Below are 12035 nucleotides of genomic sequence, written 5' to 3'. Positions count from 1 at the left end.
CACTGCATTCCGCGATAACCGGCGACGGACTGGATACAGAGGATCAATACAATAATTGACAACATCGCCAACAAGGACAAAGACCATGGTTGAGACAAGTGGTATTATCGGTTGGACCTTTGTCGTCTACATCATTTTGATGTTAGGCATCGGGATCACCGCTTATCGTCGCACTCAAGACCTGTCTGATTACATCCTCGGGGGACGTACCATAGGCCCCTGGACAACAGCCATTTCAGCCGGCGCGTCTGACATGTCAGGCTGGTTACTTCTCGGGCTGCCTGGTGCAGCTTATGTTTCAGGGCTATCGGCTGCTTGGATAGCGGTGGGGCTGGGCATTGGCACTTGGCTAAACTGGTTACTGGTCGCCCGTCGCCTACGCACCTACACTTTCGTGGTGAATAACTCCCTGACCATTCCAGAATTTCTGGAGCAGCGCTTCCGTGATAATAGCAATATGCTGCGGGTGATTTCTGCACTGTTTATTCTGCTGTTCTTCCTCTTCTATACCGCTTCTGGGCTCGTTGCTGGTGGTAAGCTCTTTGAAACCGTCTTCAGCCTGGATTATAAAATCGCCGTAGTTGTCGGCACCCTCGCGGTCGTCTCCTACACCTTGTTTGGGGGCTTCTTGGCCGTTGCCTGGACCGACTTGATTCAAGGCTTGATGATGGCAGCGGCCTTGGTCATCGTACCCATTGTGGCGATGAGTGATATGGGCGGCTATAGCGCCACCATGAACACACTGGCCGCAAAAGATCCCAACTTGCTCAAGTGGTTTATGGACGCCAGTACAGGGGAAAGTTTAAGTTTCATTGGCATTGTCAGCTCGCTCGCCTGGGGCTTAGGCTACTTTGGCCAACCTCATATTCTGGCTCGCTTTGCGGCGATCAAATCCGAGAAAGAAGTCCCGGCGGCACGTCGTATTGCTGTCATCTGGACCATCATCTGCCTGATTGCTGCGATGATGATTGGCTTGACCGGTAACGTCTTCCTCAGCAATGGCCTGGGAGACGGTGAAACCGTCTTCATGGTGATGGTGAATGCGATCTTCCACCCGGTCGTCGCGGGTATTCTACTGGCCGCCATTCTCGCTGCAGTCATGTCCACCGCTGACTCACAGTTGCTGGTCTGCTCTTCTGCATTAACCGAAGATTTCTATAAGTCGTTGTTCCGCAAAGATGCCTCCCAGCAAGAACTGGTCAAAGTGGGGCGCATTGCCGTCATCGCCATTGCCGTGATTGCTTGTATTCTGGCATTGAATCCAGACAGCAACGTTTTAGGATTGGTCTCTTACGCTTGGGCAGGCTTTGGGGCAGCGTTTGGTCCAGTGTTACTGCTGTCACTATTCTGGAAACGCGCCACTGCACTAGGGGCCATTGCCGGGATCGTTGTCGGCGGTGTCACCGTCGTCATCTGGAAGCAACTGGGCACCGACCTTTGGAACATCTTTGGGCTCTACGAAATTGTACCGGGCTTCATCTTTGCCACCATTGCCACCATTCTCTTTAGCTTGATCGGTAACCCACCGACCGAAGAAATGGAGAAAGAATTCGATCAGGTGGCGAACAATAACTAAACCCTGTCGATGCTCGAATGGCACTTATTCGGTGTCATTCAACACAAGGCCCCGCCACTGGCGGGGCCTTGTCATATGGCCTTGAGCAAAAGAGCCCGTAAACAAAGCCCGTAAAAAAGAGCGCTTCATAAGCGGGATGATTAAACGCTCACAGGCCGACGCGCAATCGTGACCGCCCGAACAGGTGCCGGATAGCCTTCTCGGGTTAAATTCGGATTCTCTGGGTCAAGAAAGTCAGCCAATGATTGGAAAGTCATCCACTCAGTCGCACGCTGCTCTTCAGCTGTTGTTTGGGCGACATCAACGGTTTTGATATCCGTAAAGCCACAACGTGCCAACCAGTGCTCCAAAGCCGCAGTCGAGGGCAAAAACCAGACATTCCCCATCGCGGCATAACGCTCACCGGGGACCAATACCGTGTGTACATCCCCTTCAACGACCAAGGTTTCCAGCACCAATTGACCCCCCGGGATCAGCGCCTCCCACAATTGAGCAAGATGCTCCAAAGGTGAGCGACGATGATATAAAACCCCCATGCTAAACACGGTGTCAAAAGCACTCACTTGCTCGGGCACATGCTCAATGCCTACGGGCAAATGGAAGACGCATTGCGGTTCATCTACAGGCATAAAATGGCGCACGGCCTGAAACTGCACATGAAAACGCGGTGAAGGGTCTATCCCTAACACTAAACGTGCCCCGGCTCCCGCCATACGCCAAGCATGATAGCCACTACCGCAGCCCACATCTAAAATCAGGCGATCCGTCAGATCATCCAAGTGGGGCACAACACGATCCCACTTTAGATCAGAGCGCCACTCAGTATCAATTTCAACGCCATGCAGATTAAAAGGCCCTTTACGCCAAGGCATCAATTGCTTGAGCAAACCCTCGATCTGTTTAACTTGGCCCACAGGCACATCATTCGCCTGCACGGTCACTGCCGCTTGATTCAAGTGCACTCGATCCGCGGCAATCTGAGGCAGCTTATCAAGCACTCGCCACCAACCAGCAAGATCACCATGGCGATGCTCATCCAAACCAGCCGCCATCTGCTCAGGCAAACGTGCCAGCCAACGATGCAAACCAGGCCGCTCCTCGCCTAACGTCGCCAGCTGCGTATACAGCATCGCTCGGTCATCATGTCGCGGCATAAACCCCTCCATCGTTTTGACTGGGTTTGATCGCCAAAAAAGCGGCAAAGTTTAAATATTGAAACCACTGCGTCACCGGAATAAAGCCAATATCCGTCAAACGCTTCAGATGATCATCCGCAGTATCCGTTCGCAAAACATCCTCAATGGCAGAGCGTTTTTGACTGATTTCCATATCGGAGTAACCATTGGCGCGCTTAAAATCATGATGTAATTCATAGAGCCACTGTTGTTGCACTTCATCGGCAAAATGAATCTTCTCCCCCACAATCAGCGCACCTCCTGGCTTCAAGGCGGCATACAGTTTTTGTAACAAAGGGGTACGATCTTCAGGGGGTAAAAACTGAAGCGTAAAATTCAAAATCACCAAATCGCAGGGCTTATAATCCAACGCACGGATATCGGATTCAATCACGCTTAAAGGCTGTGCCGGCAGCTCACGCTGCAGTACCTCACGGCAACGAGTCACCATAGCGGGGGCATTATCAACCGCCACCAGCTCAACACTTGAATCTTGCAATTGGTGACCGACTGACAAGGTCGCAGCCCCTAAAGAGGCCCCAAGGTCATAAACCCGCCCACCGGTTTTCACATGCTGGCGTGCAATCACACCCAACATGCCGATGATCTGCGAATAACCAGGCACAGAACGTTTGATCATATCGGGAAAAACCCGAGCCACCTGCTCGTCAAAAGAAAAGCTGGCAGCTTGATCGAGCGGGTTCACATAAAGGGCATCACGCCCGAAAGAGACTGTAGAATCTTGAGTCATGCCGATCACTTGGCTGAAAAAGAAGGCGCTATGATAGCGCCCAAAGCGTTAAACGTCAGGTTTTACGCGCATAATAGATGCGAAAACGGCCATCATCGGCCATCACAGAGACTTGATCAAAAGACTGAGTGAGCCACTCTCGATAAGGTAAAAATGCATTAGCGACAATCCACAGATCCCCCCCTTGATTCAACCTTTGCGGTGCCTCTTTGATCATCCGCTCCGCCAATGCATAATCGGTAGAGCGTCCAGTATGAAACGGGGGATTGCTGATAATGCGGTCAAACGTTTGCTCCGCGGTTAACCCGTCATAAATATCACTGCCTATAACCGCCGCCTGGTCACTTAGCCCATTCGCCGCCAAAGTATCAGCGGTTGCAGCCAAGGCAAAGCTGCTGACATCACAGGCCGTCAAATGGTGGGCTAAATGCTGATGCTTCATCCAGGCGCCCAAAACACCATTACCGCAACCGACATCCAGCAAGCAGTCAACGCCTTCTAAACGGGGGATTGCCTCTTGCAATGCCTGTTGCCATACCGATAACAAGCACTCACTGCCTTCATCAAGACGCCCGTGACTGAATACGCCAGGGCGAGAACATAACGTCAACCCATCAGGCCCGTTAAAACACTGCTGTCCCAAAGCAGGCCAGGGCGCAGCCGGACAATATTTCACCTGCAATAAAGCACAGCGGCGCGCACTATCCTGTTTAGCCACCTGTGCGCCAACGTCCTGTAATTTCTTTTGAGCATTACGAATCCCGCCTCGCGTTTCACCCACAATCAGCAGCTCAATGCCTTGCAGCTGAGTCAATAGATTCAACCAAGCCATACCTTCCTCCATGGCTTTCGGCCAAAACAGCACGACACGCCCACTTAATGACGGTAGCGCGAGCTGATGCCACGCTGGAATTCCTTGCTGTTCACAGGCACGGCTGACACGCCAGTCTGAGGTCCATACGGACAACGCTAAACCATGGCGCAGACATTCAGTCAGGACTTCATCATCTGGCGGCGCCACTAATGTGAGAGACTGCTCTCGCCATTGTGCTAAATGGCGCTGAAGCAGTTGCGAAGGAGGCGTTAACATAAGGGAATCCTAACCAACCAGGGGCAAAACCGAGTTTCAAAGTTGAGGGGGCCATCAAGCCCCCAAACCAACTATTCAATCGATCGCATCAAGATAAAACGCGCATTGTCTATGTGACTTAACCCGCAAGCAAGTGGTGCTCGGCCTCTTCAACTTGTTCACTCGTGCCAAACAACACCAATGTATCCTCTGAAGCTAGGACCAAGTCTCCATCAGGCGCTTCGAGTTCTTCACCGTCGGCCCTTTTTAACGAGAGCACCTCAACATCTTGTAAAAGCGTCCGCACCTCCGCAACAGAGTGCCCAACCGCCCAGGCAGACCCCACTAGAGACACCGAGTGACGCCGTTCCAGCGGACGCCCTGTTTCATCAGTCACATTAGACGCACGACCATGGAAAAAACCATGTAAGAGTCGATATCGTTCATTACGCGTTTGCTGAACGGTCGCCGCCACCTGCTCGTCCGACATCCCCACGCACATCAACACCTGGGAAACCAGTGTCAAACTCCCTTCCAGTACCTCTGGAATCACCGCTGTTGCGCCAGCGTCTTTTAAGCGTTCCAGATCACTGTCATCTTGGGTGCGAACCAAAATAGGCTGCGCCAAAGATAAGGGCTGTAACGCATGCAGTGTTCTCAAGGTGGCATCACGGTCATTCACCGTCACCACAATTAAGCGTGCATGCTCAGCCCCGAGCCCCTTCAGCAGCTCATGTCGACTGACATCGCCATAAACGACAGGCGCTCCGGCCATTGAAGCCGCCTGCACTCGAACAGGATCATGATCAACAGCAATGTGAGGAATTTGCTCATGCGTCAAAAAACGGTGCAAGATCTGTCCTACACGGCCAAAACCACAAATAATGACATGGTCGTTTAACTCATGATGAGCCGACGCCAAAGGAGAGCTGGGGGTTTCCGGCTGAACCGGCTTTAGCCAACGCTGACTGATCGAACCGCTGTAGCGCACCAGCATTGGCGTAAGCGCAATCGACAAGATAATAATCGTCACCACAACCGCCGCGGTTTCTTCTGGCACAACATGACGACCGACCGCAAGGCTCAACAAGGCAAACCCAAATTCTCCGCCTTGAGCCAGTACCACCCCGGTCCGGAAGGAGGCTTCTGGCGAATGCCCCAGAAACCTGGCAATCACCGTGATCAGGAGCGCTTTGCCTAGTAATAACACCACCAGCCCAATGAGGACCCAAACCCAGTGTTGAAACAGACTTGAGGGGTCAACCAACATTCCGACAGAAATGAAAAATAGACCTAATAAAATATCCCGAAAAGGCCGGATATCAGCTTCGATCTGATGACGAAAGTGGCTTTCGCCCAGTAGCATCCCCGCAATAAATGCGCCCAATGCCATCGAAAGCCCAACCGCATGCGTAATCCACCCCGCGGTCAATGCTACAAGCAAGACCGTCAATACAAATAATTCATCAGAACGTGTTTTGCTGACCTCATGGAAAATCCGTGGCATCAACCAACGCCCTAAAGTCAACATCCCGGCAAACAAGACAAGCCCTTTACCTAGCATCAGCAATAACGTCCAGGATAAAGTCGACTCCTGATCGCCTGCCAACGCCGGCACCAAGATCAAAAACACAACCGCCGCGAGATCTTGGAAAAGCAGAATACCAATCGCAGCCGTGCCATGAGCAGTATTCAGCTCCTTCCAGCGGCTCAATTCCTGGGTCACAATTGCCGTAGACGATAATGCCAATGCGCCCGCCACAACAATAGAGGCACTGCCCGGTAAACCCAGCAGCCCCCACAGCCCGAGCCCCATAATCAAGCTAGAGACCACAACCTGAGCACCACCGAGTGCAAATACCGTTTGCCGTAAAGCCAACATACGTGGAAGTGAGAACTCAAGCCCCAAGGAAAACAGCAAAAACACCAGCCCCAACTCGGACAAAAAGTTCAGTTCTTCTCCGGCATTCAACCACCCCATGCCGTAAGGCCCTAGTGCGGCCCCAACCAGCATATAAGCCAACACAGGGGGAAGCTGTAAACGACGAAACACTGTACTGGCAAACACGGCAGCGGCCAGCATTAACATCACTTGGTTAAACGCATCCTGCATAAATAGACCTGATGTAGACACTCACGAGAAAGGGTTCAATAAGCACGCTCAGATAAAAAGGGCCCCAAGAAAGGGGCCCTGATCAGCACATCACTGATAATAACGCAAACAAAAACAATGTCGTAAAGAAACAATGTCGTAAAGATGCTGGCCTGCAGAACATCGGCCAGGTCAGCATCATTATTTGGCGCGGTAGATAATCCCAGGTCGACACTGCACCATCTCATAATGATCAGGCATGTTGGACAGTGCCTCTGATGCCCCCAGGAATAAATACCCGCCTGGTTTTAAAGTGGCGTGAATACGCTTGAGAATATCTTTCTTTAAGTCCGCCGAGAAATAAATCAACACATTTCGGCAGAAGACCACATCAAATTTACCTAACAATGAGTAGCTATGGAGCAGGTTCATCATGCGGAACTCAACACGACGTTGGATCACTGGATTAATCTTCCAGCGCCCCTCTCCGGTTTGCGAGAAATATTTGGTCAGCCGATCCCGTGAAAGACCCCGCCCAAGCGCCAGCATCTCATACTCCCCTTTACGGGCAGTGGCCAATACAGAAGGCGAGATATCTGTCGCAACAATTTTCTCAGCACCTTTGAGCGCTCCAGGCTTTTTCTGCTTGAAGGACTCAATCGTCATCGATATGGAGTAAGGCTCCTGCCCAGTTGAGGCTGCTGCCGACCAAATTTTCAATGGCTGGCTACCCAATTTTTGAGCTACTTCGGGCAGAACCTGATTCTCCAGAATGTTAAACGGGTGAACATCACGAAACCACAATGTTTCGTTGGTGGTCATCGCATCGACCACGGCCTCCTTCAGAGGAGATCGAGGGTTACGCTGTATCTCCCTCATCAAGTCAGTCAGTGTGCCCAAACCGTTTTGCGCCATAATCTTGCCCAAGCGGCTGGTCACCAAATACTGCTTGTTATCGCCCAGGAGTATGCCGCAGGCTTCCTGAAGAAACTTGCGAAAAACCTGAAACTCTTGTGGTGATATGGTCTTGGTAGTCGACATCCCCACCCACCGTCAGTGATTGATCAACTTCAAGTGATCAATGAAAGCCAAAGGTCTTGTAACTGAATCAAGATGACTGAGCGCTACAACTTCTTCACCGAAAAGTCACTTCATATCAAAGTCGCTTCACAGCAAACAAGTGCTCATGCATCTAATCCAGCCACTTCCCGGACCCGATCAAGAACAATACTAGCCAATTCATCCGCATTATACTTGGGTAAGAAATAATCTGCCCCTACCCGCCGAACCATGGCCTGATTAAATATCCCACTCAATGAAGAATGCAACAGAACAGGCAATTCTGCCAGTCTATCATCCTGTTTAACCTTCGATGTAAGGGTATAGCCATCCATTTCAGGCATTTCAATATCTGAAATGACCATCAGATACTCTTCCGCGACTTTATGCCCACTACGCGCTAGCGCATCCAGATGATCCAGAGCTTCAACCCCATTTTTAAGGCTTGTCACCTGAACACCTGTCTCAGCCAAATTACGCTCTACCTGGTGACGCGCCACACTCGAATCATCCACAACTAATACATGAAACTGAGCACACGCAGTTCGCAATTCATCACTTAACAGCTCAGGAGAGACGCCATCAGCAAAAGGATCGACGCTAGCGATCACTTTTTCAACATCAATAATTTCAATCAAATCATCCCCCACCCGTGTGATTGCCGTTAAAAAGCTTTCACGGCCGCTGCCTTTGGGGGGTGGATGAACTTCTTGCCAATCCACATTGATGATTCGATCAACTTGTCGCACCATAAATCCTTGGGTGCGACGATTATACTCAGTCACAATCACCACATGATCAGAAGGGTTTTCCACTGCGGGCTGACGAATCGCCATGCCAAGGTCGATGATAGACACCGCACCTTCACGCACATGGGCAACACCTCTAACCTCAGGTACATGATGAGGTAGATTAGTCAAACGTGGACAAGGAATGATCTCCTTGACCTTGAAAACATTGATACCATACAACTGTCGACCACGCAGGCGAAATAACAGCAACTCCATTCGGTTGCCACCAACCAGCTTGGCACGATCAGCCAATTTCACTGCAGAAGAATCGTTCATAGGCAAATTGACCCGGGTCTGTATCTGGATGTTCCAACGAACACGGCGCATGCCCGAGGGGATACAGGAATAGTAAATGATACAGCGAGCTCAAGCTTCTGAATATCGTGACATGATGTCAATGATCCTACTCAAGCTGAAACATCGTGCTGCTTTATGCGTCTTGCTTACTACATTAATGGGTAGCTTATCACTCATCAGCCCTTTAGCTCACGCCGACTCATCTTCGTCTTCTCAGGCGAACCCTTCAATGGATATCGAAAATCTTAGAACACAAGCATACGATTATCTTATGCAAGCAACACAAGATTTTCCTGGCCGAAGCGAAATTGTGATCAGCCCCCTTGATCATCAACTACGCCTCGACCGATGTCCAACCCCGCTAAAGATCGCCCCCCAAGGGCGCAGCGACCTCATCGGCCGAATCACACTTCGGGTCGAATGTCCCGCACAAGGATGGTTCATTTATTTATCGGCCACCATTAAACACTATGAAGCGGTTGTCACCGCAAGGCAGAGTATTCCCCGCGACACCCCCATTACACAGAGCATGCTCTCGCTTGAAGAAATGGATACCTCGCGACTACGTGATCGTTATTTTACTGACCCCAAAGCGCTACAGGGCATGCGCACACGCTGGCCGATTCGGGCAGGTAATGTTATCGCGGCCAAACGTCTACTGGCAGCCAACGCGGTCAATGAGGGCGATCAAGTCGTCATTCATGCCCAAGTAGGCTCGTTAGAAGTCAAAATGTTGGGAGAAGCCCTTGAAGATGGGCAGGTCGGAGATCAAGTCAGGATTAAAAATATTCGTTCAGGCAAAGTACTACGTGCCCGAATTGTCAGTAAGGGCGTGGTGCAGGTAGGCCTATAACGAGCCGGCGTCAGCAAATTTCCAATCATAAAAAAGCTCAAGTTGAGTCCACACCTGCCGATACAAGCTAGTAGACAGCAAATGAATATCGACTTACCGACAGTAGTGACTGAAAACACATGGCCTAAAACAACTAAAGACTATTTTTTTGACTTAGGCTAAAGTTTTCTGAAATACGGTCGATAAAAGAACCAAACATACTGACATCCGGGGCAGCAATCATGGCAATTGAACTCAATGGCCTGGGGTCTAATACCCCGAATCAGCGGGTTCGCGGTGCTGATCAAAATACGCCAGCAAACCGTTCATCCGACGTGGATACCCCGACCAGCAGTGCCAATCTGAACGAGAACGTCAAGTTCAGTGACCAGGCTCAACAGCTGGCGGGCAACCCGAATTCAGACATCGACCAGTCTCGTGTTGATGCTATTAAAGCGGCCATCAATCAAGGCCAATATGGCATTGATGCGCAAAAGCTAGCTAAAGACATGATGTCGTTTGAAAACGATTTTTAAGGTTTTCATCCACCACTCAGTGCTTAGCTTTAGCTAGTCCTTTGAGTGCCTTGAGTTTTTAGTACTTAATGCTTATTTCGAGTATTAAATTCTTATAGTACTGAAATGCCTTACTAGTACTGAAATAAACAGTACTGAAATGCACAGTAAGCTGAATGGACTGCCAAGATCTGGTCGCCTGGATTATTCAGAAAGGCTCGGCAATGCCGGGCCTTTCTTGTTGATCACACCCCACCCACATAGACAATCCCTTATACAGCTTTCACTAATAGAAGAAACAACCATCAGCAAGTTGCCATTCAAAGGGCTGCCGTGGCGATAATCAGTGCGAACTCTGGTTTTACCAATATCTGGTTTTACCAACATCTGATTTCACCAACACGAGTTACACGAACAGTGGGTTATACTGACACTTGAGTTACACTAACATCAGTTGTACGGACACCATGATCAGTTACACTTGGGGCAATATATACAAGCCTTGGCGCTTGTAATGAGCTCACGAAACTCGTGACAGAACCCTTTTTAGAAACACAGCAGGAGCCTTCGTGAATACTCTCGTGAAGACCAAAGCCAGCCAGACATTTCGCGACTTGCTCTTAGAAAGTATCCATCATCTAAGAGCTCTGGATAGCTTACTGCAAGAAGAACGTCAGTGTTTAACGGCACATGAGCCCCACGAGCAACTTGAGGCCATTGTCAACAAAAAGCAGGTCGCGTTGGAGCAAGTGATCACTGACACGAAGAATCGTAACGAGTTTCTTGAAGCGCAAGGGGTTGAACTCAATGAGGCCGGTGTTGAGCAGTTTTTATCACAGCAACCCCCTGCGGTGGCTCAAGCGCTCAACAAAGGCTGGCAACAACTGCAACAACTGATGGCTCAACTGCAAGAAAGCAATATGCTCAATGGTCGACTCGTCAACCATGTTCAGCAACAGGTAGAAGTGTTCTTAACCGCTGTACAACAATCTCAAGGCAGCAGCGTCAAAGTTTATCGTGCTGGCGGCGATCGTGGCGACTTGTCAGTGCCAAGAAATTTAGGTAAAGCATGATGCTGATGGGCCTTGTCTTCAAGGTGAAACTTCACGCCAAGCCTTTCATCTTAATGATCCGGAGATCCCTGAGATGCCATCAGGTTACGATGACGATACGCTGATTACTCGCTCAAGCGAAATTGCCACAGTCCTCCGGGCGCTCCAGCGCCAGCATTCATCGCTCAGCCTGCACTTCAGGGGACAAGGCAATCAAACTTATCTCACCATGATTCTGGATGTCGATCCCGAGCGCCAACTCTTCACTCTCGACGAGCTCAACCCACCCAGCGGCCATCCTAAAGCTGTCGCAGGGGATACATTCTCGATTCGTGGGAGTGATAACGGGGTCGCAGTCTTTTTTTCAGGCTGTAGCGTCATCGAAGTAGAAGAAGCACAGGATGGATTTCTATATACCGTTCGCTTTCCTAATGCGCTAACACATAACCAACGCCGTGAAGCTTTTCGTGCTCATGTCTTCCGTAGCCTGGAAATTGCCGTCGAACTCAATGCCAGCACTCGAGAAGCGGCACTACAAAGCTATATGCAGGACCTTTCATCCACCGGATGTAAGCTGGTCTTCGATCAAATCATCCAGCCCCCATTTCATGAGATGGAAGTGTTCGAACGCTGTTTGATTCATTTACCAGAACACGAAGTACCGCTACAACTGGCCATGGAAGCCCGTCACGCGACCTATGACGAACAAAAAGGCCGCACCGAGTGTGGCTTTCGCTTCCTCAATGTCGATGGCAAAACCCAACAGGATATTGACCGCTACGTCATCTATTTACAGCGAGAAGCTCGCCGCTTGGCGCTACGCTGA

At 50.3% G+C, this 12035-nt stretch carries 11 protein-coding genes; 5 read left to right on the top strand and 6 right to left on the bottom strand.

Going from position 1 to position 12035, the window contains the following annotated elements; translation table 11 throughout:
* Nucleotides 1–85: 85 nt before the first annotated feature.
* Entirely contained in the window at nt 86–1576 is a 1491-nt protein-coding gene (gene putP / locus BFW38_RS01790) for a sodium/proline symporter PutP (protein ID WP_068996849.1), read from the top strand.
* Between the two features lie 140 nt (nt 1577–1716).
* Here putP and cmoB read toward each other — a convergent pair whose 3' ends face one another.
* The 6 genes from cmoB to BFW38_RS01760 form a co-directional block, all read right to left on the bottom strand.
* Nucleotides 1717–2730, bottom strand: coding sequence for a tRNA 5-methoxyuridine(34)/uridine 5-oxyacetic acid(34) synthase CmoB (gene cmoB, locus BFW38_RS01785; protein ID WP_068996848.1), 1014 nt, complete (start codon nt 2728–2730; stop codon nt 1717–1719).
* Nucleotides 2717–3502, bottom strand: a complete 786-nt coding sequence (gene cmoA / locus BFW38_RS01780) for a carboxy-S-adenosyl-L-methionine synthase CmoA (RefSeq protein WP_068996847.1) — start codon at nt 3500–3502, stop codon at nt 2717–2719. The genes cmoB and cmoA overlap by 14 nt, the downstream gene beginning before the upstream one ends.
* Before the next feature lie 55 nt (nt 3503–3557).
* On the bottom strand, nt 3558–4592 hold the full coding sequence (locus BFW38_RS01775; protein ID WP_068996846.1) for a methyltransferase: 1035 nt from the start codon (nt 4590–4592) through the stop codon (nt 3558–3560).
* 118 nt (nt 4593–4710) lie between these two features.
* Nucleotides 4711–6684 (bottom strand): monovalent cation:proton antiporter-2 (CPA2) family protein, encoded by a 1974-nt coding sequence (locus BFW38_RS01770; protein WP_068996845.1) that lies wholly within the window; start codon nt 6682–6684, stop codon nt 4711–4713.
* A gap of 180 nt (nt 6685–6864) precedes the next feature.
* Nucleotides 6865–7704 (bottom strand): CheR family methyltransferase, encoded by an 840-nt coding sequence (locus BFW38_RS01765; protein ID WP_068996844.1) that lies wholly within the window; start codon nt 7702–7704, stop codon nt 6865–6867.
* 143 nt (nt 7705–7847) lie between these two features.
* Nucleotides 7848–8789 carry a chemotaxis protein gene (locus BFW38_RS01760; protein WP_068996843.1) on the bottom strand — a complete coding sequence of 314 codons (942 nt, stop codon included), beginning with the start codon at nt 8787–8789 and terminating at the stop codon, nt 7848–7850.
* A gap of 76 nt (nt 8790–8865) precedes the next feature.
* Here BFW38_RS01760 and flgA point away from each other — a divergent pair, with 76 nt between their 5' ends.
* The 4 genes from flgA (at nt 8866) to BFW38_RS01740 (ending at nt 12035) form a co-directional block, all read left to right on the top strand.
* Nucleotides 8866–9663, top strand: coding sequence for a flagellar basal body P-ring formation chaperone FlgA (gene flgA / locus BFW38_RS01755; protein WP_068996842.1), 798 nt, complete (start codon nt 8866–8868; stop codon nt 9661–9663).
* Between the two features lie 221 nt (nt 9664–9884).
* Entirely contained in the window at nt 9885–10178 is a 294-nt protein-coding gene (gene flgM / locus BFW38_RS01750) for a flagellar biosynthesis anti-sigma factor FlgM (RefSeq protein WP_068996841.1), read from the top strand.
* Nucleotides 10179–10726: 548 nt separating this feature from the next.
* Nucleotides 10727–11230 (top strand): flagellar protein FlgN, encoded by a 504-nt coding sequence (gene flgN, locus BFW38_RS01745; protein ID WP_068996840.1) that lies wholly within the window; start codon nt 10727–10729, stop codon nt 11228–11230.
* Between the two features lie 73 nt (nt 11231–11303).
* Nucleotides 11304–12035 carry a flagellar brake protein gene (locus BFW38_RS01740; RefSeq protein WP_068996839.1) on the top strand — a complete coding sequence of 244 codons (732 nt, stop codon included), beginning with the start codon at nt 11304–11306 and terminating at the stop codon, nt 12033–12035.

Source organism: Terasakiispira papahanaumokuakeensis (assembly GCF_001709345.1).
Classification (GTDB): Bacteria; Pseudomonadota; Gammaproteobacteria; order Pseudomonadales; family Halomonadaceae; genus Terasakiispira; species Terasakiispira papahanaumokuakeensis.
Note: the sequence above shows the minus strand (reverse complement) of the source record. Positions and strands in the feature narration are given on the sequence as shown.

Coding starts and splice junctions, on each gene's coding strand:
- putP (WP_068996849.1), top strand. CDS start 86: ATGGTTGAGACAAGTGGTATTATCGGTTGGACCTTTGTCGTCTACATC.
- cmoB (WP_068996848.1), bottom strand. CDS start 2,730: ATGCCGCGACATGATGACCGAGCGATGCTGTATACGCAGCTGGCGACG.
- cmoA (WP_068996847.1), bottom strand. CDS start 3,502: ATGACTCAAGATTCTACAGTCTCTTTCGGGCGTGATGCCCTTTATGTG.
- BFW38_RS01775 (WP_068996846.1), bottom strand. CDS start 4,592: ATGTTAACGCCTCCTTCGCAACTGCTTCAGCGCCATTTAGCACAATGG.
- BFW38_RS01770 (WP_068996845.1), bottom strand. CDS start 6,684: ATGCAGGATGCGTTTAACCAAGTGATGTTAATGCTGGCCGCTGCCGTG.
- BFW38_RS01765 (WP_068996844.1), bottom strand. CDS start 7,704: ATGTCGACTACCAAGACCATATCACCACAAGAGTTTCAGGTTTTTCGC.
- BFW38_RS01760 (WP_068996843.1), bottom strand. CDS start 8,789: ATGAACGATTCTTCTGCAGTGAAATTGGCTGATCGTGCCAAGCTGGTT.
- flgA (WP_068996842.1), top strand. CDS start 8,866: ATGATACAGCGAGCTCAAGCTTCTGAATATCGTGACATGATGTCAATG.
- flgM (WP_068996841.1), top strand. CDS start 9,885: ATGGCAATTGAACTCAATGGCCTGGGGTCTAATACCCCGAATCAGCGG.
- BFW38_RS01740 (WP_068996839.1), top strand. CDS start 11,304: ATGCCATCAGGTTACGATGACGATACGCTGATTACTCGCTCAAGCGAA.